This window comes from Streptomyces sp. NBC_01306 (assembly GCF_026340465.1).
In the GTDB taxonomy this organism is placed as follows: Bacteria; Actinomycetota; Actinomycetes; order Streptomycetales; family Streptomycetaceae; genus Streptomyces.
The window spans coordinates 361,145-381,318 of record NZ_JAPEPC010000001.1 but is presented as its reverse complement, the minus strand read 5'-3'; the positions used below and the strand labels follow the sequence as shown (position 1 = coordinate 381,318).

General features: G+C 69.6%; 23 protein-coding genes and 2 pseudogenes. 12 read left to right on the top strand and 13 right to left on the bottom strand.

What is annotated here, in order from left to right:
• Positions 1 to 9: 9 nt before the first annotated feature.
• Complete coding sequence (locus tag OG385_RS01615; RefSeq protein WP_266851126.1) at positions 10 to 825, bottom strand: tyrosine-protein phosphatase; 816 nt, start codon at positions 823 to 825, stop codon at positions 10 to 12.
• A gap of 272 nt (positions 826 to 1,097) precedes the next feature.
• Between OG385_RS01615 and OG385_RS01610 the strand changes: the two genes are divergently transcribed.
• Together OG385_RS01610 and OG385_RS01605 are read left to right on the top strand one after the other, a co-directional pair.
• Complete coding sequence (locus OG385_RS01610; protein WP_266851124.1) at positions 1,098 to 1,898, top strand: SGNH/GDSL hydrolase family protein; 801 nt, start codon at positions 1,098 to 1,100, stop codon at positions 1,896 to 1,898.
• Between the two features lie 158 nt (positions 1,899 to 2,056).
• Complete coding sequence (locus OG385_RS01605) at positions 2,057 to 3,250, top strand: MBL fold metallo-hydrolase (RefSeq protein ID WP_266851122.1); 1,194 nt, start codon at positions 2,057 to 2,059, stop codon at positions 3,248 to 3,250.
• A gap of 59 nt (positions 3,251 to 3,309) precedes the next feature.
• On the opposite strand, the gene OG385_RS01600 is transcribed toward OG385_RS01605, so the two are convergent.
• From OG385_RS01600 to OG385_RS01590, 3 genes are all read right to left on the bottom strand, one after another.
• Positions 3,310 to 3,828: a DUF1203 domain-containing protein gene (locus tag OG385_RS01600; RefSeq protein WP_266851121.1), complete on the bottom strand. Its 519-nt coding sequence runs from the start codon at positions 3,826 to 3,828 to the stop codon at positions 3,310 to 3,312.
• A gap of 119 nt (positions 3,829 to 3,947) precedes the next feature.
• Entirely contained in the window at positions 3,948 to 4,298 is a 351-nt protein-coding gene (locus OG385_RS01595) for a transcriptional regulator (protein WP_266851119.1), read from the bottom strand.
• Positions 4,295 to 4,858: a hypothetical protein gene (locus OG385_RS01590; protein ID WP_266851117.1), complete on the bottom strand. Its 564-nt coding sequence runs from the start codon at positions 4,856 to 4,858 to the stop codon at positions 4,295 to 4,297. Before OG385_RS01590 ends, OG385_RS01595 begins: the two co-directional genes overlap by 4 nt.
• 170 nt (positions 4,859 to 5,028) lie before the next feature.
• On the opposite strand from OG385_RS01590, the gene OG385_RS01585 reads away from it, so the two are divergent.
• Complete coding sequence (locus OG385_RS01585; protein WP_266851115.1) at positions 5,029 to 5,622, top strand: GNAT family N-acetyltransferase; 594 nt, start codon at positions 5,029 to 5,031, stop codon at positions 5,620 to 5,622.
• Between the two features lie 15 nt (positions 5,623 to 5,637).
• On the opposite strand, the pseudogene OG385_RS01580 reads toward OG385_RS01585, so the two are convergent.
• The 3 genes and pseudogenes from OG385_RS01580 to OG385_RS01570 all read right to left on the bottom strand — a co-directional run.
• A pseudogene (locus OG385_RS01580) lies at positions 5,638 to 5,715 on the bottom strand (MerR family transcriptional regulator); the annotation flags it as partial.
• A gap of 98 nt (positions 5,716 to 5,813) precedes the next feature.
• Positions 5,814 to 6,744 (bottom strand): annotated as a pseudogene (locus OG385_RS01575) (alpha/beta fold hydrolase); the annotation flags it as partial.
• Positions 6,745 to 6,758: 14 nt separating this feature from the next.
• Positions 6,759 to 7,178, bottom strand: a complete 420-nt coding sequence (locus tag OG385_RS01570) for a MarR family winged helix-turn-helix transcriptional regulator (protein WP_266851114.1) — start codon at positions 7,176 to 7,178, stop codon at positions 6,759 to 6,761.
• A 62-nt stretch (positions 7,179 to 7,240) separates the two neighbouring features.
• Between OG385_RS01570 and OG385_RS01565 the strand changes: the two genes are divergently transcribed.
• Positions 7,241 to 8,041 (top strand): alpha/beta fold hydrolase, encoded by an 801-nt coding sequence (locus OG385_RS01565; RefSeq protein WP_266851113.1) that lies wholly within the window; start codon positions 7,241 to 7,243, stop codon positions 8,039 to 8,041.
• A 29-nt stretch (positions 8,042 to 8,070) separates the two neighbouring features.
• Here OG385_RS01565 and OG385_RS01560 read toward each other — a convergent pair whose 3' ends face one another.
• Entirely contained in the window at positions 8,071 to 8,595 is a 525-nt protein-coding gene (locus OG385_RS01560) for a dephospho-CoA kinase (protein ID WP_266851112.1), read from the bottom strand.
• Positions 8,596 to 8,665: 70 nt separating this feature from the next.
• Here OG385_RS01560 and OG385_RS01555 point away from each other — a divergent pair, with 70 nt between their 5' ends.
• Genes OG385_RS01555 through OG385_RS01540 form a run of 4 tightly spaced genes read left to right on the top strand, consistent with a single transcriptional unit; the run spans position 8,666 to position 12,107 of the window.
• On the top strand, positions 8,666 to 9,106 hold the full coding sequence (locus OG385_RS01555; RefSeq protein WP_266851110.1) for a MarR family winged helix-turn-helix transcriptional regulator: 441 nt from the start codon (positions 8,666 to 8,668) through the stop codon (positions 9,104 to 9,106).
• A gap of 30 nt (positions 9,107 to 9,136) precedes the next feature.
• The gene (locus OG385_RS01550; protein WP_266851109.1) at positions 9,137 to 10,975 is read left to right on the top strand and encodes an MFS transporter; all 1,839 of its coding nucleotides are present in this window, start codon (positions 9,137 to 9,139) and stop codon (positions 10,973 to 10,975) included.
• Positions 10,972 to 11,538: an isochorismatase family protein gene (locus OG385_RS01545; RefSeq protein WP_266851107.1), complete on the top strand. Its 567-nt coding sequence runs from the start codon at positions 10,972 to 10,974 to the stop codon at positions 11,536 to 11,538. Before OG385_RS01550 ends, OG385_RS01545 begins: the two co-directional genes overlap by 4 nt.
• Positions 11,535 to 12,107, top strand: a complete 573-nt coding sequence (locus tag OG385_RS01540; protein WP_266851105.1) for a YbhB/YbcL family Raf kinase inhibitor-like protein — start codon at positions 11,535 to 11,537, stop codon at positions 12,105 to 12,107. The genes OG385_RS01545 and OG385_RS01540 overlap by 4 nt, the downstream gene beginning before the upstream one ends.
• 33 nt (positions 12,108 to 12,140) lie before the next feature.
• Here OG385_RS01540 and OG385_RS01535 read toward each other — a convergent pair whose 3' ends face one another.
• Complete coding sequence (locus OG385_RS01535; RefSeq protein WP_266860551.1) at positions 12,141 to 12,329, bottom strand: hypothetical protein; 189 nt, start codon at positions 12,327 to 12,329, stop codon at positions 12,141 to 12,143.
• A 62-nt stretch (positions 12,330 to 12,391) separates the two neighbouring features.
• Positions 12,392 to 12,679: a hypothetical protein gene (locus tag OG385_RS01530; RefSeq protein WP_266851103.1), complete on the bottom strand. Its 288-nt coding sequence runs from the start codon at positions 12,677 to 12,679 to the stop codon at positions 12,392 to 12,394.
• Positions 12,680 to 12,942: 263 nt separating this feature from the next.
• Here OG385_RS01530 and OG385_RS01525 point away from each other — a divergent pair, with 263 nt between their 5' ends.
• The gene (locus tag OG385_RS01525) at positions 12,943 to 13,785 is read left to right on the top strand and encodes a helix-turn-helix transcriptional regulator (protein ID WP_266851102.1); all 843 of its coding nucleotides are present in this window, start codon (positions 12,943 to 12,945) and stop codon (positions 13,783 to 13,785) included.
• On the top strand, positions 13,767 to 13,976 hold the full coding sequence (locus OG385_RS01520; protein WP_266851100.1) for a DUF397 domain-containing protein: 210 nt from the start codon (positions 13,767 to 13,769) through the stop codon (positions 13,974 to 13,976). Before OG385_RS01525 ends, OG385_RS01520 begins: the two co-directional genes overlap by 19 nt.
• A gap of 93 nt (positions 13,977 to 14,069) precedes the next feature.
• On the opposite strand, the gene OG385_RS01515 is transcribed toward OG385_RS01520, so the two are convergent.
• The 3 genes from OG385_RS01515 to OG385_RS01505 form a co-directional block, all read right to left on the bottom strand.
• Positions 14,070 to 14,726, bottom strand: a complete 657-nt coding sequence (locus OG385_RS01515; protein WP_266851098.1) for a TetR family transcriptional regulator — start codon at positions 14,724 to 14,726, stop codon at positions 14,070 to 14,072.
• Entirely contained in the window at positions 14,723 to 15,946 is a 1,224-nt protein-coding gene (locus OG385_RS01510) for a cytochrome P450 (protein ID WP_266851096.1), read from the bottom strand. Before OG385_RS01510 ends, OG385_RS01515 begins: the two co-directional genes overlap by 4 nt.
• 166 nt (positions 15,947 to 16,112) lie before the next feature.
• Positions 16,113 to 17,369: a cytochrome P450 gene (locus OG385_RS01505; RefSeq protein WP_266851094.1), complete on the bottom strand. Its 1,257-nt coding sequence runs from the start codon at positions 17,367 to 17,369 to the stop codon at positions 16,113 to 16,115.
• Between the two features lie 392 nt (positions 17,370 to 17,761).
• On the opposite strand from OG385_RS01505, the gene OG385_RS01500 reads away from it, so the two are divergent.
• A complete protein-coding gene (locus OG385_RS01500; RefSeq protein WP_266851092.1) occupies positions 17,762 to 19,750 on the top strand; it encodes a sensor histidine kinase KdpD in 1,989 nt (662 codons plus the stop codon).
• On the top strand, positions 19,740 to 20,174 hold the full coding sequence (locus tag OG385_RS01495) for a roadblock/LC7 domain-containing protein (RefSeq protein ID WP_266851090.1): 435 nt from the start codon (positions 19,740 to 19,742) through the stop codon (positions 20,172 to 20,174). The genes OG385_RS01500 and OG385_RS01495 overlap by 11 nt, the downstream gene beginning before the upstream one ends.

Genomic DNA, 20,174 nt, shown 5'->3' with positions numbered 1-20,174 from the left:
CCCGGTGGCTCAGGCGGCGTCTTCGAGCAGCCGCGCGCGCAGCTTCTCGCGCGTCTCCGGGCTGAGCTTCAGACCCTCGGTGAGATAGCGGTCGGTGGTGCCCCACGTCTCGTCGATGGCCGCGAAGGCCATCTCCAGATACTCGGCGCGGGCCTCGAAGAGCGGGCTCAGCAGCCGCATGACCTCGTCGGAGTTCGCGTCGGGCGACTTGTCACTGCGCTTGTACAGGTAGCGCCGCCGGGGGTCGTTCGACTTGAGGTAGTCCGCCTCGACGGCGTCGCGCTCCACCCCCACCGCGAGCAGCGTCACCGCTATCGAGAGTCCCGCCCGGTCCTTGCCGGCCGCACAGTGCATCAGGGCAGGCACGCTGTCCTCGGCGAGAGCGTGCAGCACCCGGCTGTGCTCGGCGGTCCTGGTGGTGATGATCGACCGGTACGAACTGGCCATCCGGCCCGCGGCCCGGTCGTCGGAGAGGACCTGGCGCAGCTGGTCCAGATCGCCGTCGCTGACCATGCGCCAGAACTGGGAACCGTCCGCCGGGTCCGTCAGCGGGATGTTGACATTGCGGACGCCCGCCAGCTCGACGTCCCGTCCGTCCAGGGCCACGTCGGAGGCGTTGCGGAAGTCGAAGATCGTGTGGAGCCCGAGTGAGGACAGGAAAGCCGCGTCCTCGGCGGTCGCGTGCGCGAGGTGACCGCTGCGGAACAGCCTGCCCTGCCGCACCCGCCGTCCGTCCACGGTCGGCAGCCCGCCCACATCGCGGAAGTTGCGGACTCCGGCAAGCTCGGGTTCTGCCGACGGGACCTGCGGAAGTTGCTGCGTCACGGGGCTCCTCGGTGTCCTGCCGGCGCGGCTGGTCGCCGCCGTCGGCGCATGGTGGACCAGTGCCGTGGCACCGGCCGTCCGGCCGTGTCGTAACGGCCCTGGATTTTTGACGATACGACATCGGTGCGCCATGCAGGCATCGTGCCCCGGAGAAGCGCGGACGCTTCCCTTATTCCGTCTTTAGACAAACTGCCCAGGTGGCCTTTCTCACGGCCCGTCACCCCCTTAATACGGTCGCGTAGGTCACATCGCGAGGTGCAGGATTGGCCGTTGTGGCAGACGATTCGGCAATTTCGGCAATCAAGAACAGAGACATCATCGGGTCGTACGCGGCGATCGGCGACAGCTTCACCGAGGGAGTCGGAGACCCCGGACCCGACGGGAAGTTCGTCGGCTGGGCCGACCGGCTCGCCGTACTCCTGGACGACCGCGTCCCCGAACACACCTTCCGTTACGCGAACCTCGCGGTGCGCGGACGCCTCCTCGACCAGATCGTCGAGGAGCAGGTCCCGCGGGCCAAGGAGCTCGCCCCCGACCTGGTCAGCTTCTCGGCGGGCGGCAACGACATCATCCGGCCGGGCTCCGACCCGGACGACGCGGCCGAGCGCTTCGAGCGGGCGCTCGCCGATCTGACCGGCTCGGTCGGCACCGTCATGGTGACCACCGGGTTCGACACCCGCGGTGTGCCGGTCCTGCGCCATCTGCGCGGCAAGATCGCCACGTACAACGAGCACGTGCGGGTCATCGCCGCCCGGCACGGCGCCCCGGTGCTCGACCTGTGGTCCCTCAAGACCATCCAGGACAGGCGCGCCTGGGACGACGACCGGCTGCATCTCTCGCCCGAGGGCCACACGCGTGTCGCGCTGCGGGCCGCGCAGGTGCTCGGTCTCGACGTACCCGCGGACCCGGACCAGCCGTGGCCCCCGGAGCCGCCGCGCGGCTCGGCCGAGGTACGGCGCGACAACATCCACTGGGCCCGTGAACACCTGGTGCCGTGGATAGGCCGCAGGCTCCGCGGCGAGTCGTCCGGCGACCATGTGGAGGCCAAGCGCCCCGACCTGCTGCCGCTCTGACGCGGGTCCGCATGCCCCGGCACGGATCCGGCGGGACAGATCCGTGCCCCGGCGGCGGCGACCGTTCACGGGGCCGTTCCTCCACGGTCGTGCCCGCCGCACATAAGCGTCGTGCTCGCCGCACATAATGGATCGACATCGCACACCTGGAGGTCCTCGTGCCCGATTCCCGTTCTCTGTCGCCCCGGCTCCGCGCGCTGCGGCCGGAGAGCTTCGGTGCGGACCCGGCCGGAGAGCGGATGGCGCGTATCCGCCGCTCACCGAACTTCGCCGACGGCGTGTTCCAGAACCCGGTGGGCGCCAGGACCCGGCCGGCCGGCTCCATGACCGAGTTCGCGAAGGTCTACTTCCGCAAGGAGGAGCGGGCCCTCAGATCCCCCGAAGGCACCGTGCCCGTCCACGCGACCACGGTCGCCGACCTCGCGAAGCCACCGGCCTCGGGGCTGCGGCTCACCTGGATGGGTCACTCCACCGTGCTCGCCGAGATCGACGGCCGGCGGGTGCTGTTCGATCCGGTCTGGGGCAAGCGCTGCTCACCGTTCTCGTTCGCGGGGCCGAAGCGGCTGCACCCGGTGCCGCTGCCGCTCGCCGCTCTGGGGCCCGTCGACACCGTGGTGATCTCGCACGACCACTACGACCACCTGGACCTCCCCACCATCAAGGCACTCGCCGGGACCGACACGGTCTTCGCCGTACCGCTCGGCGTGGGCGCCCACCTGGAGCGCTGGGGCGTGCCCGCGGCCCGGCTGCGCGAGCTGGACTGGAACGAGACCGCGGAAGTGGCAGGCATCCGGCTGACCGCCACGCCGGCCAGGCACTTCTGCGGCCGGGGGCTGCGCAACCAGCAGCACACGCTCTGGGCGTCCTGGGCCGTCGCCGGACCCGAGCACCGGATCTACCACAGCGGCGACACCGGGTACTTCCCCGGATTCGTGGACATCGGCGCCGCGCACGGCCCCTTCGACGCCACGATGATCCAGATCGGCGCTTATTCGGAGTACTGGCCCGACATCCACATGACCCCGGCCGAAGGCGTGCGGGCCCATCTGGATCTCCAGGGCGGTAAGCCCGGTGGTGTGCTGCTGCCCATCCACTGGGGCACCTTCAACCTCGCCACGCACCCGTGGGCGGAGCCCGGCGAGTGGACGCGGGACGCCGCGGGGGAGGCCGGGCAGGCAGTGGCGCTGCCCAGGGCCGGGGAACCCTTCGAGCCCACCGGCAAGATCCCGTCCGAGCCGTGGTGGCGGGCGGTGTCCCCGCCGGTCGCCCACCCGTGGCGCGCCACCGTGGAACCGGACACCGCCCCGGCCGACCGGAGCGGACTCGGCCTCGCGGAGGAGCAGCACACCTGAGCACTGGGCCCCCGCTCACCGCCCGGCGAGAGACCGCCGGTGAGCGGGCCCAGTGCGCCCTACGGCCGCCGTACCGCGAACTGGAAGCAGCCGTACTCCACGGCGCGTACGTGCACCATCGCCACCTCCGGGACCGCGAACGCATCGTCGAAGGCCCGGTCGAAACCGGCCCCGGAGTCCTCGGGGATTTCGAAGAGACGGCCGCCGATGATGTGCCCCTCGGCGTTGTAGCGCCGGATGGTGCGCTGCGCCCCCGGACGTGCGAAGGGGTAGCCGTGGGCGTCGCGCGGACCCTCGCACTCGTCGGCGTGGATGAACACCGGCCCCGCTTCGTCGTACGCCCCTGGGGCGGCGCCCGTCGCAGCCGCCCACCGCCGCAGGGGTGCGTACGAGACGAGAGCCACCCGCTCGCCGGGCTCGACGGCCCGCAGACAGCAGCGCAGCGGGCTGCCCACGGAGTCGACGGGAATGCCGTCCTCACGGGCGGTGTACGGCCGCAGGGGCCGGCCCGAGTCGTCGGAGACGCGGAGTTCCCGCAGGGCGGCGGGCGGAATGGGAAGAGCTGCGTAGGCGGTCATGGCTCCACTCTCGGCGGCGCGCCCCGAAGGCGCTGGCGGAATTCTGACGCCGAGGCCGACATGATCCGAATGACAGGACGAGGGCATCCGGCCGCTCAGCCGCTCAGCCGCTCAGCCGCTCAGCCGCTCTGCCCGGCCTGCTCCCGGGTGCTGGCCTGCCGGGCCGCGGCCACGATGTCCTGGAGCGCGGTGAGGTGGTCGTCCAGCGCCTGCTGGCCGACGGGAGAGAGGGACAGCCAGGTCCGGGGCCGCTTGCCCACATGGCCCTTGCGGATGTCCAGATATCCGGCTGCCTCCAGCGCGGAAGCGGTCTTGCTGAGGACCGAGTCGGACACCTGACAGCCGTCGCGTACGGCGGCGAACTCGGCCTCGTCGCACGCGGAGAGGAACGCGGCGACGGCCAGCCGGGTCGGATGCTGGATCGTCTCGTCCAGTGCCGGCCGCCCCTCACCCTGTGGAGCGCCTGTCATGCCAGCTCCGCCAGGGTCCGCCTGATCATCGCGTTCCGGACCAGGCACGTCACCCACCCACCGAGCGCGAACACGACGAACGCCGTGAGCTGCGCCGTGCTCTGGCTCGCTCCGAGGCCCCAGCACAGCCCCCCAGCCAGGGCGCCCGCCACGAAGACGGCCGGCAGCGCGACCCGGCTCCGCCACAGACGCGCGGGCCAGGACCGGTCGATCAGAACCCCGGCTCCCCTGCGCGCCGCCCGTACGAGCACGGCGACGACGACGACCGCCAGGAGCGCCACCACGAGCGATATCAGAGTTGCCTGAGCGCCCTTGCCGTCGCTCCAGGCCCGGACCGCGCTCGGCACTATCACGGCCGCGGCCGCTGCCGGTCCGTACCAGGCCGGGAGGAGGCCGGCCTTGAGGCGGGCCCGCTCCTGTGCCGTCTCCACGTCACGCAGGGCGTCCGCGGCGTACTCCACCGAGCCGACGGTCGACTTGAGACGTACGGACTCGTTCTCCTGCGGCGGCATGAGCACACGGACCTTCCTGGGGCACACGATCGGGCTGTCGCTTGCCATCGTGCCACATACTTTCCAGGGTGGAAAGTACTTGCGCTCCCGCTGGGCGGGGAGCGCCGGAGGTCCGTGCGCTGACGATCTGCTGGCAGGCTGCGCCTCGGCGGTGAGGACCGGACCGGGATCGGATATTCGGTGTTCGGCCCGCCCCATGAGGACGCACCATGGTGCGCATGACTTTGGCCACTCCCGTACTGCACACCGCTCGCCTGCGACTGCGCCCCTTCACCGACGCCGACGCGGACTCCCTCTTCGCGCTGCACAGCAGCGCCCACGTGCTGCGCTACTGGGACTCCGCGCCGTGGAACGACCGGGACCGTGCGGAGCGCTTCATCGCGAAGTGCCGGACGATGGCGGACGAAGGCACCGGGGCGCGGGTGGCCATCGACCGTGCTTCCGATGGGGCCTTCGTGGGCTGGTGCGGTCTGACCCGATGGAACGCGGACTACCGCAGCGCGTCGTTGGGCTACTGCCTCGGCGATGCGATGTGGGGCCACGGCTACGCGACGGAGACCGCGCACGCCTTGCTGCGTTGGGCATTCGACACACTGGACCTGAATCGAGTTCAGGCCGAGACCGATACGCGCAACGTGGCATCTGCCCGAGTCCTGGAGAAGATCGGATTCGTACGGGAAGGGACGTTGCGGGAAGACTGCGTCGTGAACGGCGAGGTATCCGACTCGTGGGTGTTCGGGTTGATCAAGCGGGAGTGGCAGCCGTCGGCCGTGCCGATTTCGGCGCCGTCCGGGCAAGCATCGCGCGGATAGGGCGTACATCTCCGCGAGGTCCTTGAGCGCGATGATCCGGTTGAGGCGGGCGAGCTGGGTGGCGGTGTAGTAGCGATAGCCCCTGTCCGCCGGCCAAGCCGAACAGCCGCACTTCGAGCTGATCCGACGCTGTGGGGCGGCCGGCCTCGACATGCTCCACGCTCACTTCGCCACGCCCTGCCCGACCACGTTCACCTATGGGCTGCCAGCACTGCCGCGAGGCCCTCTTGCAGATCTTTGACGAAATAGTCGGGAACCTCCAGCGACGGAAAATGTCCACCGTTTTCGGGCGACCTCCATCGGACGATCTGCCGGTACCGCTCCTGCGCCCAGGGGCGCGGACACTTCTCGATGTCACGGGGATACATAGTGATTGCTGACGGGACGTCGGCCCGTAGTCCGGGGTCCAGCGAGTTGTGGCTTTCGTAGTAGATGCGGGCCGCCGATGCGCCGGTCCGCGTCAGCCAATACAGGGTGACGTCGTCGAGAACGCGGTCTATGGAAATCGTCTCGAACGGGCTGTCTTCGGTGTCGGACCACTCGGCGAACTTGTCGAGGATCCAGGCAAGAAGCCCGACCGGTGAGTCGACGAGTGAGTAGCCGATGGTCTGCGGTCGGGTCGCCTGCTGCTTCGCGTACGCCGCGCGGTGGTGCCAGAAATCGCGGGTGTCCTCGGTCCATTGGCGCTCGACCGCCGTCAGCCCGTCCGTTGTCAATCCGGGTGGTGCCTCCGTGAAAGTGGTGTGAATGCCGAGGACGTGCGCCGGGAACCTGCCGCCGAGAACCGTGGTGATATTCCCTCCCCAATCGCCGCCGTGGGCCGCGAACTTGGTGTAGCCGAGCCTTCCCATCAGTTCCACCCATGCGGCTGCGATCTTTTCGGTCCCCCACCCGGTGGTGGCCGGCTTGTCGCTGTAACCGAAGCCCGGTAGCGACGGGACCACGACGTGGAGCGCCGGCGCGTCCGCTTCTTTCGGATCAGCCAGCTCGTCCACTACATCGATGAACTCAGCGATGCTGCCGGCCAGCCATGCGTCAAGAGCAGAGGAATGGCATCTGCGCGCGCGGATCGGCGACGAAATCGGCGAGAGGGACGCCCTGCTCCCATCGGCGAGGGCCGGGCTCGGCGGTCGGGTCTATGCGGCTTCTGCCGCGTTGAGGCGCTGGAGCAGGTCGAGCAGGGTCGCGCGGTCCGCTGCGGGCAGGGGGGAGAAGCAGGCGGTGAGGACCTCGTCGGCGATCTTGTGACCGGCCGTCAGGACCTGCTCGCCGGCGGGGGTGAGGTGGTGCTCGATGCGCCGACCGTGTCCCGGCCGGCGCTCGACCGTGCCCTGGGCGGTCAGCCGGCGGACGAGCGTTCCGAAGGCTTGCTCGGTCTGGAACGTCGCCGCGGCCAGTTCGCGGGCCGATGCCCCGGGTGTGCGGCTGATCGCGCGCAGGGCATCCCACTGAGCCAGCGTGGTGCCGACGGTCGAGAGCGCACTGTCCAGCGCCCGGTGCTGGCGGTACTGGGCCTGCTTGACCGCTCTGCCAAGGTCTTGCAGCTCACCATTCATGGATCGAAGTCTACGACATGACCAAGCTAGCTTAGATAAAGATGTTTAGTTACTCTGGAGGCATGCCCACAGATCACGCAGCAGCCCTGTACTCCGACCTGTCCCTCACCCTGTCCGAAGCCGGAGCCGGCCGGCCGGTCCTGCTCCTGCACGGCGGCGGGGGGCCGGCCACGGTCGCCGGCCTAGCCCGGCACATCTCCCGTACCGCGCACGCCATCACGCCCATACATCCCGGCTGGGACGGCACCCACTGTCCCGAATGGCTCACCGGCACAGATGACCTCGCCCTCGCCTACCTCCACCTCTTGCACGACTGCGGACTGCACGATGTCCTCGTCATCGGTTCCTCGCTCGGTGGCTGGATCGCCGCCGAGATGGCCGTACGCGACACTGCGGGAATCATCACCGGCCTCATCCTGATCGACGCCGTCGGCGTGAACGTCGAAACCGAACCGATCACCGACTTCTTCGCCCTCGACGCGCGCGGCGTGGCCGAACACTCCTGGCACGACCCGGACCGCTACTACGTCGACCCCGTCGGCGCCCCCTCCGATGAACTCGCCCGCCGACAGGCCAACATGGCCACCATGCGCACCCTCGCGGGCGACCCCTACATGCACGACCGCAAACTCCTGCGCCGACTCGGACGTGTGCAGGCGCCTGCCCTCCTGGTCTGGGGAGAGAGCGACCGCATCGTCACCCCCGCCTACGGTGCGGCGTACGCCGAGGCCTTCGCCAACGGCGTACTTCACGTCATCGCCGAGGCGGGCCATCTTCCGCACATCGAACAGCCGGAAGCCACCATCGCCCTGATCGACGCCCACCTGCACGAGACGACCACGCGCTCTATCAACCAACACTGAGTGGCCGTTGGCGGCCGGATGACTTCCCGCTAACCCAGGTGCTGAGCCGCGCCGATCACGTGCTCCACCACCTCGGCCACCGGCTTGGAGGTGTCGATGATCGTCGCGCCACGACGCTCGTAGACAGCCCGCATCCGAGGATTCCATTTCAGGGCTGCTGCCAGCTCTTCGGGATGTCGGCCGAACGTATTGGTGGTACGGGTGGCGAGTCGGTGGCGGAGGGTGTCCTCGTCGATCACGAGGCACACGGTGAGGTCGAAAAGATCACGGACGTCTGCCTCGTTCTCCGCCGAACCGCACAGGAACGTGACTCGGGAACGAGAATCCTCAACAAGGGCCTCAACGCGCTCGCGGGTGATCGCCCATCCGTATCGATCGAGCCACCCCTCCGGAACAGGGCAGGGAGGGTCCGTCACGGCCTTGCCGGTGCCTCGGTCGATCCAGCGGCTGAAGCCCTCATCGGCGTCGAACGCAGCGTGGCCCAGGGCTCGTAGCATCTCGCAGACCGTCGACTTGCCAGTCCCTGAGTTCCCCGTCACCCACACCAACGACATGCCGCCAGTGTAGGCAAGGCCGTCCGGGCCCCGGATTTACTAAGGCTGGTTGATAAAGTAGCCTTAGTATATGAACGACGATCTGGACCCCGACGGAGTCGCCTCAGCCCTGCTGGCGAGTCTCAGTGTGCTGGTGCGGCGGGTACGGCAAGTGCCGGTCGAGGGCGGACTCACGATGCCCGAGCGGACCGCGCTGTCGCACCTGGAGCGCTCGGGCCCCACCACCTCGTCGGCGCTGGCCAGGGAAGTGCAGATCACCGCGCAGGCCATGGGGGCGACCCTCGGCACGCTGCGGGCCCGTGGTCTGGTCGACCGCCGTCCGGACCCGGACGACGGGCGGCGTGTGGTGCTGACAGTGACCGATGCCGGTGTGCAGGCCCTGAAGGACAAGCGCAACGCGCGGGCCGAACTCATCGCCCGGGCCCTCACCGGCGACACGTTCACGCATGCGGAGCTTCAGCAACTCGCAGCGGCTGCACCGCTGTTGGAGCGGCTGGCACAGAACATCTGACACCCGACGGAACCGCGAGGACGCAAGCTGATGGCAGATCCTCCCAAGACGCGCGCCCTGAACCGCCCGGCCGGTGACGACCGGTACAAGTGGACGGCGCTCACGAACACAACCGCCGCGGTCTTCATGTCCGCGCTGGACGGCTCCATCGTGCTGATCGCCCTGCCGGCGATCTTCCGTGGTGTGCACCTGGACCCGCTCGCTCCGGGCAATATCGCCTACCTGCTGTGGATGATCATGGGGTACCGGCTGGTACAGGCCGTCCTGGTGGTCACGGTGGGCCGCCTGGGCGACATGTACGGCCGGGTACGGATCTACAACTCCGGGTTCGCGGTCTTCACCTTCGCCTCGGTCCTGCTGTCCTTCGATCCTTTCGACGGCGGCCACGGAGCGATGTGGCTGATCGCCTGGCGAGTGGTGCAGGCCGTCGGCGGCTCGATGCTCACCGCGAACTCGGCCGCGATCCTGACCGACGCCTTCCCCCAGGAGCAGCGCGGATTCGCGCTGGGCATCAACCAGGTCGCGGGGCTGGGCGGGATGTTCATCGGCCTGGTCGCCGGGGGACTGCTGTCGGCCTGGGACTGGCGGGCGGTGTTCTGGGTGAATGTGCCCGTCGGCGTGTTCTTCACGCTGTGGGCCTACCGCACCCTGCGGGAAACCGGGAAGCGCGGCGGCGGCCGGATCGACTGGTGGGGCAACATCACCTTCGCGGTGGGCCTCAGCGCGGTCCTGATCGCGATCACCTTCGGCCTGCAACCCTACGGCGGGCACACCATGGGCTGGACCAACCCGCTGGCCGACGGGATGATCGTCGGCGGCCTGGTGCTCCTGGCGGCATTCGTCGCCATTGAGAAACGTGTCTCCGCGCCCATGATCCAACTGAGCCTCTTCCGCCAACGGGCCTTCACCTTCGGCAATATGGCGGGCCTGGCCATCTCCATCGGCCGTGGCGGGATGCAGTTCGTGCTGATCATCTGGTTGCAGGGCATCTGGCTTCCGCTGCACGGCTACGACTACAGCGACACGCCACTGTGGGCCGGCCTCTTCATGTTGCCGCTGACCGCCGGGTTCCTCGCCGCGGGCCCCGTCTCCGGCTACCTCTCCGACCGGTTCGGCTCCCGGGGCCTGGCCACCGGCGGCGCGTTGCTGTTCGGCGCCACCTTCCTGGGCCTGATGCTCCTGCCGATCAACTTCAGTTACTGGATCTTCGCGGTGCTGATCGCACTCAACGGAATAGCCAGCGGCATGTTCGCCTCCCCCAACTCCTCCTCGATCATGGGCAGCGTGCCCGCGCAGTTGCGCGGCGTCGCCTCCGGTATGCGTGCCACCTTCCAGAACTCCGGCACTGCTGTGTCCATCGGAGTGTTCTTCTCCCTCATGATCGCCGGGCTGGCCGGCAGTCTCCCGCACACCCTCACCAGCGGACTGCAACAGCAGGGCGTATCGGCCCACGTCGCCACCCAGGTCGGCAGCCTGCCCCCGGTGTCGTCCCTGTTCGCGGCCCAACTGGGCGTCAATCCGATGCGGCATCTGCTCCAGCCCAGCGGCGCCCTGTCCCACCTGACGGCAGCGCAGCAACAGAACCTGACCGGCAGTGAGTTCTTCCCGAACCTGATATCCGGGCCCTTCCACTCCGGGCTGGTCATCGTGTTCGCCTTCGGTGCCGTCCTCGCTCTCCTCGCCGCTGTCGCCTCCGCCCTGCGCGGCACCGGCACCGGCCCCGCCGCCAGGGCCCCGGGCCCGGTGGGGGCCGCCACCGGTGTCCCCTCGCGCGACCGGACAGGTGCGCCGGCGGCAGGGGCCACTTCACAGTCCGAACCGTCCGACCCCGGCAACCAGCCGACCTCCACTGGAGAAACCACCACATGACACTGACAACGATCGATCCCCTGTCCGCGCTCGTCGTGATCGACTTGCAGAAGGGCATCGTCGGGGCCCACACCGACGGACCGGCCGCCACCGTCGTCAAGCAGGCGGCCCTTCTGGCCGCCGAGTTCCGGCGGCACGACCTGCCCGTGGTACTGGTCAACGTCACCGGACGTGCGCCGGGACGCACCGAGGCCGGACGGTCCCGCAACGGTGCGGCACTGCCGGACGGCTGGGCCGATCTCGTCGACGAACTCGATGTCCGGCCGAGCGACCACCTGATCACCAAGCGGCGGCGCAGTGCCTTCCACGACACCGGCCTCGACACCCTCCTGCGGGATCTGGGCGTCACTCAGGTCGTGCTCACCGGCATTTCGACCAGCTCAGGCATCGAGTCGACCGCGCGCTCGGCCTCCGACTACGGCTACCACGTCGTCCTGACCACCGACGCCATGAGCGACCCGGACGCCGACGCACACCGCCACAGCATCGAGCGCGTCTTCCCCAAGCTCGGCGAAACCGCCACCACCGCTGAGGTCATCGACACGGTGGAGGCAACACGATGACCCTGCTCGGCCGACTCCTGAACAACCGCAGGGCAGGCGAGACCCACACGGCGTGGAACCTGCCCAACCTCCAGGGCCCCGAGCTGATGGCCCTCACCAGCCAGCGCTTCGGCGACGGCGACACCCTTCCGCTGGAGTGCTGTGCGAAGAACATCGGCGGAGACGACCTCTCCCCCCACCTGGCCTGGTCCGCACCGCCACCCGGCACCGCCCAACTCCTCCTGGCCGTCGAAGACATCGACGTCCCGCTCACCAAACCCGCCGTGCACTGCCTCGCCCTGATCGACCCGGCAATCGACCACCTCGGCCCCGGCGCCCTCGCTGCACGGAATCCAGCCACCGGAGTGCAGGTGCTGCGGTCCACCATCGGGCGCGGCTACCACGGCCCCGGGCCCATCAAGGGCCACGGGCCGCACCGCTACACCTTCCAGCTCTTCGCTCTCTCCACCCCCGTGGACAGCGCTCCCGGAGCGATGCCGGTGGACCGGGCACGGCCCCGAGCCCTCCTGCCCGCCATCACCGCACGCGTCCTCGACCGTGGCCGACTGACCGGCGTATACGAACGCTGACCCCAGGACGAAGCTGCGGACGACTGCTGCCACTCAACCGGTGCCCGGCTCGGAGCGGCTGCGGGCGTTGGCCTCGGCGACGCGGGCCTGTAACAGTTCGGCCGGGCCGACCGGGCGTACGCGCGCCGGGTCGGCGTCCCACTCGCGGCCGCCGCCCAGCGGCCTGAGCTGGAGGTAGGGGCCCTCGTGCCCCATGACGATGCCGACGCGGTTGCTCGCGATGTCGCGAACGGCCGTTCCGGGGCGGGGGAGTGCGGTGTCCGGGCCCGGTTGCCGGGTGGAGTTCACCGGCCCGCACCCTTCGCGATGACGGCGGCCAGCGCGAGCGCGACCGGCGCGGAGCACACCCCGAGGTACACGAGCGCGTATCGGGTGCTTGTCGGGGTGTCGTCCTGTTCCGGCTCGGGCTCGAACCAGGGTGTGCGTACGTCCATGGCGGGGAGTTGGATGCCGGCACTGGTCAGAGCCGCTGCGAGCGTGTCGCGCGCGTCGAGCGCCTCCCGGACCTTCGGACTGTCGGTGGAGGGGCCGCCGTGGGGCGTACGGCGGGGGAGCGGAGGAGGCGTCGGCATGGGGGGCTCCTTGCGGTCGGTTTCCGTGGATTGTGAGGTTTTGCTGCCCGGCCCACCAGCCGTGAATTACGGTGCGTAGTGGGGGTGTTACGAGAATGCCGCCCAGGTGGGCCGGGGTGCACCGATGGCGCGATCTCGTTCTCCTGCGGTCCGGGTCGTTCCACACGTTCCACAGGGAATGCGGGGGACGGGCGGGCGCGCGTGTATGTGTACCGGTACGGGGGCGGATTCCGGGCAGGCCGGAGCGCCCTGGAAGGAGCGCAATGCCGCAACGACGCCTCGTCACCAGCCGCAGCCAGGAGCCGCGCCAGCGGTTCGCGGAGGAGTTACGGAAACTGCGCGCCCAGCGTGGGGTCAACCTGCGGCAGCTCGGTGAACGGCTCGGCTGGGACTACTCGTTGTTCGGCAAGATGGAGAAGGGCGAGACGCTGGGTGGGCCTGAAGTGGTTCAGGCGTTGGACCATTACTTCGGCACTCAGGGGATGTTGCTCGTCCTCTGGGAGCTGGCCATGAGGGACCGTACGCAGTTCCGTGAGCGGTACCGGCAGTACATGGCTCTGGAGTCGGATGCGACCAGCCTGTGGCATTTCGCGGTGAGCGTTCTGCCAGGTCTGTTGCAGACGCCGGGGTATGCGCGGGATGTGCTGGCTGCTGGTGGACTCAAGGGAGTTGAGCTGGAGCAGCAGGTCGAGGCAAGGATGGGGCGCCGCGAACTGCTGTGGACAGACGATGCGCCGACGTTCCGAACGATTCTTTCCGAGGCTGCGCTGCGCACGCCCCTGCGGGATGCGGCGGAGTGGCGAGCGCAGTTGGAATATCTGCTGGAAGCGGTGGGGCGGGACAACATCACCGTCCACGTACTGCCCCAGGGCGCCGGTCTGCACGCGCTGATGGGCTTCGATGTGTGGTATCTGCTGCTGCCGGAAGGCCGGACGGTGGCCTACACCGAGAACGGATACCGGGGCGAACTCATCGAGGACAGTGCGCCGGTTGTGCGACTTCAGAAGGCGTACGATTCGGTGCGCGACCTGGCGCTGTCCCCCGCTGAGTCGCGAAAATACATCCTGCGCCTGTTGGAGGAAGTTTCGTGCGAATCGTCGACCTGAATGCCGCGACGTGGCGCAAGAGCAGCTACAGCAATCAGGATGGTGGTGCGTGCGTCGAGGTCTCCGACGACTTCGCCGCCATCGTTCCCGTACGCGACAGCAAGAACCCGCACGGCCCCGCGCTCACGTTCGCCGCGCACGGTTGGTCGGCGTTCGTCTCTGCCCTGTGCGACGGCGAGTTGAAGGCCTGACCGCACCCACGCCCCGAGTCACCGAGGCAGCCCCCGCCGACCGGCACCGGTCGGCGGGGGCTGCCTCGTCATGGCCACTGGTCGGCGGGCTGCTCAGTCGGCCGATGTCACAGGTGCCAGCCAGATCGCGGTGATCGCGTCGATGAGGCCGGTCGCGTACGTGTGCCAGCTGGCGCGGGCTGTGTGGGCGCCGTCGGCGAGGGCGCGTTCGCGTTCCGCGAGCATGTGGACCAGCAGGTTGCGGGCCATGTCGCCGCGCTCGATCCGTACGGGCAGCGGCAGTCCGGGCAGACAGCGGTTGAGCCCGTCCAGGGTCTGCTGGATCGACGGGCCGAACGACTCGTCGATCACCATCTCCCGCAGCACCGGATCGGTCATCAGCTGTGCGCCGAACCGCGCGTACCACGTGGGGTGGGTCAGCTCGGCCAGGTGCTCGGTGCTCGGACGGACCAGGCAGGCCACCCAGTCCCGTACTTCCGCCGAATCGCCGGTCGCGTCGACCATGCGCCGCCGCACGGTGTCGATCGGTTCGCTGTGTCTGCGGACGATCGCACGCAGCAGGTCGGTCTTCGTGCCGAAGTGGTAGCCGACTGCGGCGTTGTTGCCCTGTCCGGCTGCCTCGCTGATCTGGCGGTTGGAGACGGCGAACACACCGTGTTCGGCGAACATCCGCTCGGCCACGTCGAGAATGGCTTCCCTGGTCCCGTCGGCCCGCTGGGAGCGGGAGGTTCTCGCGGCCGGCACGGTCACCACCGCACCGGAAGCTCGCGGAGCCCGCCGACGACCAGACCCTCGACCCGGCGCAACTCATCCGCCGGGACGGCGAGTTCCAGGGTCGGCAGCCGATCGAGCAGGACATCCAGCACGGTCTGCAACTCGGTCCGCGCGAGCGACTGCCCCAGGCATGAGTGCGGGCCCGCGCCGAAGGCGAGGTGGGCGTTGGGGCGCCGGTCGAGCGTCATGGCGTCGGCCCCGTCGAACGCGGCCTCGTCCCGGTTGGCCGCGGCCATGCTGCACACCACGGTGGTGCCACGGGGCAGTACGGTGCCGGAGACCTCGATGTCCTCGTTCACGTAACGGGGCATCCCGAAACCGGGGTTGGCGTCGAAGCGCAGTACCTCCTCCACCGCCGGACGCACCAGCGAGCGGTCGGCGACCAGACGCTCCCACCGCCCGCGGTCCGCGAGCAGCATGGCCATCATCTTGCCGATCATGTTGGCGGTCGTCTCATGACCGGCGACCAGCAAAGCCTGTCCGGTGGCGACGAGCTGGTCGTCGGTGAGCCGGCCGCCGTCCGGGTCGACCGCCGTGATCAGCGCGCTGAGCAGGTCGTCACCCGGCTCGGCCCGCTTCGTCTCCAGGTGCTCCGCCAGATAGACGTGGAACTCGGCCTTCGCGGCGTCGATCTCGCTCTGGCCGTACCGCGTCAGATTCAGCAGCATGTCCGACCAGCGGGCGAAGCGGTCCCGGTCGGTGTCCGGGACGCCGAGGAGATCGCAGATCACCCAGACCGGCAGCGGGAACCCGACGCTCGCCTTGAGGTCCGCGGTGCCGTCCCCGGCCGCCCCTTCGACCATCCCGTCGATCAGTTGATGGGTCATCGCCTCGATCCCCGGCCGCAGCGCGGTCATCCGCTTCGCCGTGAACCACTTGGTCAGCATCCGTCGCCAGCGGGCCTGCCCGGCGGAGTTGATGGACTCCGCCATCGAGTCGTTGAAGACTCCGCCGGAATCGTTCTCCGAGATCCTGGCGGCGTCGTCCGCGTCCATCCGGCGTGTGCAGCGCGGATCGGACAGGACCAGCCGGACGTCGTCGTAGCGCGTCAGCAACGACGCCTCGTCCCCGCTGGGCAGTCTGATGCCCGCCACCGGGCACTTGTCCCGCAGCTCCGCCCACTCGGCCGGCGGTTCCAGTGCGCCCGCCATCTCCAGCGGGTAGTTGAGCGTGCCCTCGCGGAAGTCCTGTGTCATCGCGGCCCCTTCGCCATCCCGTGCCCGGGTCGTCTCCGGCGTACGCGATCAGTGAAGGGAGCCCACCGGCATAAGTCAAGCGCGTGACTTAAAAGGGAGGGCGCCCCTTCGCCGGCCCCGCCCGCCCCTGCTCCGGCGGGACCGGACCGCGCGCGACCGGCGCCGGTCAGCCCAGGTTTACGGGCAGGGAGTCGACACCGAAGACGGCGGAGTACTTGCGGAACGCGAGCTCCTCCTCCGGTACGGCCAGCGACATGGCCGGAAAGCGTCGGAGCAGGGCCGGGTAGGCCGCGCACAGTTCCATCCGGGCGAGTTCGGCGCCGATGCAGCGGTGGATGCCGTAACCGAAAGCGACGTGCGACGAGGTCGGGCGGGTGGGGTCGAACGTGTCCATGTGCGGGCCGAGGGACGCGTCCCGGTCCGCGCCGCTGAGGGAGCAGAGCACTATGTCGCCGGCGGCGATCCGGGTACCGGCGATCTCCATGTCCTCGCGGGCGAAGCGCGGGAAGGCGACCTGGACCACCGTGAGATAGCGGAGCAGCTCCTCCACGAAGGGGCTCACGGCCGCGTCGTCCTCGCGGAGGGTCTTGAAGTGGTCCGGGTTCTGGAGGAGTACCAGGGTGCCCAGGGCGAGCATGCTGGCGGTGGTCTCCAGGCCGCCGGTCAGCACGCCGTCGGCGAGGCCGGTCAGCTCCTCGTCGTCGATGGCGTCGCCGTGCTGCTTGATCAGCATCCCGAGCAGTCCGTCGCCCGGGTTCTCGCGCTGCTTCTTGACGATGTCGCGGAGGTAGGAGAGGGATTCGGAGATCGCGCCGAACGAGGCGTCGGCCCCGGCGAAAAGGTCGAAGCGGGTGGTGCCCAGGCGCTGGAAGTCCTCCCGGTCCTCGTAGGGGACGCCGAGGAGTTCGCAGATGACCAGGGAGGGGATCGGCAGTGCGAAGGCCTGGACGAGGTCGACCGGGCCCGGTGTCCGCGCCATCTCGTCGAGCCGGTCCTCGACGATCTCGTGGATGCGCGGGGTGAGCCGGGCGAGCCGGCGCATGGTGAACTCCGGCGTGAGCAGCCGGCGCAGACGCGTATGGACGGGCGGGTCGGAGAAACCGAGGCCGCCGGGGTGCTGCTGGTCCTCGGTGACGCCGCCGCTGCCTATCAAATTGGTGAAGTCATTACTGAAGCCCTTGGTGCGGCCCAGTACCGCCTTGGTCTCCTCGTAGCCCGTGACCAGCCAGATGTTCATTCCGAGCGGTACGGACAGCTTGCTGACCGGTTCCCTCTCCCGCAGTTCGCCGAGGTCGGCCACCGGGTCGAGGCCGGTGCGGCGCAGCGGCATGAGGGTCGCCTCGGGAAGCATCGAGGCGCGGGACAGGTCGAAGCCCTTCTTGCGGATATTCGCCAGATACCGGCGGCCCAGCCACGTGGTCATGCGTGAACGGATATTCGTCATGCGCGCAATACTGCCCGGACCATATGCCCAGCCGTTCCGCAGGCCCGATGCCTGGTCGGCCCCGGCAGTTCTGCCGGCACTGTCAGCTATGTCGGTCCTGTCAGCCATGGTCAGCTCCGTCCGTCATGTCAGCTCCGTACGTCATGTCGGCGCCGCCAGTCATATCGGGGCCGTGACAGCAGCATAATTTTCGGCCGTGCGTACGAGCCCTCATACCAGAGCGGGACGCTCGGCGCGCAAGTTCGGCAACTAGACATCGGACGCCACGGCGTGGCGACTACTGTGAGTGGCTGCTGATCAACAGGGAGACGCGTCAGGTGAGTTGTATTCCCTGTCGGTGAGCCCTGGTATCCCACGTACCGAGGACGCTGATGTCTCAACTTCGCGCACCTGAAGCGCGGAACGACCGGCCGGAAGGCGGACGGCACGGCCGGACGGGCAGCCGCCCGGCCTCCCGGCCGGGCCCTTCCCCGGCTCCGTCCGCCCGCCGCTCGCGGTCCGTACCGCCGACGCCCGAGGTCCGCATACGGCCGCAGCTGCTGCGTACCGCCATTCTTCCCACCGTCGTGGCGGCGCTGAGCGGCACCGCGGCCGTGGTCTACACGATCCACTCCGCCGGGGTACACCCCTCGGTGGCGCTGCGTGGGGTGCTGGCCGGATGTGCGGCTCTCGCGGCGGCCGCCATGGCCGCCGCCGCGCTGGGCGCCGACCGGGTCACCAGGACAGTGCTCGACCGGTGCACCGCGCTGCGCCGCTCCAGTGTGCGCGGCCAGGCCGACCTGCGGGGCGTGGTCGACCGGCTCAGCAGGGGGGAGGCGCCGCCCGGCGGACGGGGCGGTACCGCCGGGCCGTCGCGGGGCGACGCCTTCGACCTGCTCGCCCTTGAGCTGAACCGGGCCCAGGAAGCCGCCGTGGAGTCCGTGGTGCGGGCCGCGCGGATCGCCCCGCCCGCCGTGACCACCGTCGACGAGCAGAAGGTCGAGGTGTTCGTCAATCTCGCCCGGCGCCTCCAGTCGCTGGTGCACCGGGAGATTCAGCTGCTCGACGAGCTGGAGTACCAGGTCGAGGACCCCGAACTGCTCAAGGGCCTCTTCCAGGTGGACCATCTCGCCACCCGTATCCGCAGGCACGCGGAGAACCTCGCGGTGCTCGGCGGTGCCATCTCCCGGCGCCAGTGGTCCAATCCGGTCTCCCTCACCGAGGTCATGCGCTCCGCTGTAGCCGAGGTCGAGCAGTACCCGCGCGTCAAACTGGTGCCGCCGGTCGACGGAACGCTGCGCGGCCACGCTGTCGCCGACGTCATCCATCTGCTCGCCGAACTGGTCGAGAACGCCACGGTGTTCTCCGCCCCGCACACCCAGGTGCTGCTGCGTGCCCAGCACGTCACCGCCGGACTGGCCGTCGAGGTCGAGGACCGGGGCCTCGGTATGTCCGTGACCGAGACGGACCGGATGAACGCCCTGCTCGCCGAGCCCGACCAGGTCAATGTGGGCCATCTGCTCCAGGACGGACGGATCGGGCTGTACGTGGTCGCCGCCCTGGCCCGCCGGCACGGTGTCTCGGTCCGGCTCCAGACCAATATCTACGGTGGGGTCCAGGCCGTACTCGTCCTGCCCGCCGCCCTGCTCGGCGCCGACGAGAACGGGCTCCAGACTGGGGCAGCCGGACGTATCCCCCATCCACAGCAGCCACAGCAGTCCCCCCAGGCGCAGCAGGTCTCGCAGGCGTACCAGGACCCACCGGCACATCCGGACCCACTGGCGCGCCGGGCCCCACTGACACCTCAGGACCCGCTGACACACCCGGACCCGCTCCGGCCGGGACCGCGGACGGCGGACGCCCTGCTCCAGGCCGGGCCCCACTCGTCCATCGCCCCCGATGAGCTGGCGGCTCCGTCCGGCCGTTCCGCCCCGCCGCTGCCCGTACGGGAGCCGGAGGGCACGCGGCCCAATCCGGCCGCGGCCCTCCCGGGCGCCCACCACGGGCCGCCGCCGGACACCGGAGCGGTGACCGACGGCGCGCGGTACGACACCGGGCCCGTACCGCTGCTCTCGCCCGCGGACCGGCCCGATCTGCCCCGGCGCAGAAGCCAGCAGCACCTGGTCCCCCAGCTCAAGGACGCGCCCGCACCCCGGACGGACGAGGAGCACCCGGCCGTCCACGATCCGGGCCTGATGGCGGCCTTCCAGCGCGGCATCAGCCTCGCCGAGGCGGAGCCCGAAAGGCCGGACCGCGAGAGGCCGGACCGCGAGAGGCCGGACGGCGGCCGACTGCCGCACCGTGACGACGATTTCCCCGGCGGTTCCCCCGACGGATTCTCCGACGATTCCTCCAAGGAGGAGATGCACCATGGTGAGTGAAGCGCCGACCGCGCAGGTGTCCGATCTCGACTGGCTGCTGAGCGGCCTGGTCCAGCGCGTCCCCTTCACCCGCAACGCCGTCCTGCTCTCCGCCGACGGGCTGGTGAAGTCCGTGCACGGGCTCGACGCCGACAGCGCCGACCACATGGCGGCCCTCGCCTCCGGCCTGTACTCGCTCGGCCGCAGCGCCGGAACACGCTTCGGCGACAGCGGGGAGGTCCGGCAGGTGGTGGTCGAACTCGACTCCACCCTGCTGTTCGTCTCCACCGCGGGTTCGGGCACCTGTCTCGCCGTACTGGCCGGGCGCGAGACGGACGCGGCGGTGCTCGGATACGAAATGGCCATGCTGGTGAAGAGCGTGCGGCCCTATCTGGTGACACCGGCCCGCAGCCGGGTCGGCGCATCGAGCGCCACGGGGCGCTGA

Bases quoted from the DNA above. Each gene is read 5' to 3' on its own strand.
- OG385_RS01505 (WP_266851094.1), bottom strand. From the start codon at position 17,369: ATGACCACGTGGCTGGGCCGCCGGTATCTGGCGAATATCCGCAAGAAG.
- OG385_RS01555 (WP_266851110.1), top strand. From the start codon at position 8,666: ATGAACGACGATCTGGACCCCGACGGAGTCGCCTCAGCCCTGCTGGCG.
- OG385_RS01495 (WP_266851090.1), top strand. From the start codon at position 19,740: ATGGTGAGTGAAGCGCCGACCGCGCAGGTGTCCGATCTCGACTGGCTG.
- OG385_RS01525 (WP_266851102.1), top strand. From the start codon at position 12,943: ATGCCGCAACGACGCCTCGTCACCAGCCGCAGCCAGGAGCCGCGCCAG.
- OG385_RS01510 (WP_266851096.1), bottom strand. From the start codon at position 15,946: ATGACACAGGACTTCCGCGAGGGCACGCTCAACTACCCGCTGGAGATG.
- OG385_RS01565 (WP_266851113.1), top strand. From the start codon at position 7,241: ATGCCCACAGATCACGCAGCAGCCCTGTACTCCGACCTGTCCCTCACC.
- OG385_RS01600 (WP_266851121.1), bottom strand. From the start codon at position 3,828: ATGACCGCCTACGCAGCTCTTCCCATTCCGCCCGCCGCCCTGCGGGAA.
- OG385_RS01550 (WP_266851109.1), top strand. From the start codon at position 9,137: ATGGCAGATCCTCCCAAGACGCGCGCCCTGAACCGCCCGGCCGGTGAC.
- OG385_RS01530 (WP_266851103.1), bottom strand. From the start codon at position 12,679: ATGCCGACGCCTCCTCCGCTCCCCCGCCGTACGCCCCACGGCGGCCCC.
- OG385_RS01590 (WP_266851117.1), bottom strand. From the start codon at position 4,858: ATGGCAAGCGACAGCCCGATCGTGTGCCCCAGGAAGGTCCGTGTGCTC.
- OG385_RS01540 (WP_266851105.1), top strand. From the start codon at position 11,535: ATGACCCTGCTCGGCCGACTCCTGAACAACCGCAGGGCAGGCGAGACC.
- OG385_RS01560 (WP_266851112.1), bottom strand. From the start codon at position 8,595: ATGTCGTTGGTGTGGGTGACGGGGAACTCAGGGACTGGCAAGTCGACG.
- OG385_RS01585 (WP_266851115.1), top strand. From the start codon at position 5,029: ATGACTTTGGCCACTCCCGTACTGCACACCGCTCGCCTGCGACTGCGC.
- OG385_RS01500 (WP_266851092.1), top strand. From the start codon at position 17,762: ATGTCTCAACTTCGCGCACCTGAAGCGCGGAACGACCGGCCGGAAGGC.
- OG385_RS01570 (WP_266851114.1), bottom strand. From the start codon at position 7,178: ATGAATGGTGAGCTGCAAGACCTTGGCAGAGCGGTCAAGCAGGCCCAG.
- OG385_RS01545 (WP_266851107.1), top strand. From the start codon at position 10,972: ATGACACTGACAACGATCGATCCCCTGTCCGCGCTCGTCGTGATCGAC.
- OG385_RS01595 (WP_266851119.1), bottom strand. From the start codon at position 4,298: ATGACAGGCGCTCCACAGGGTGAGGGGCGGCCGGCACTGGACGAGACG.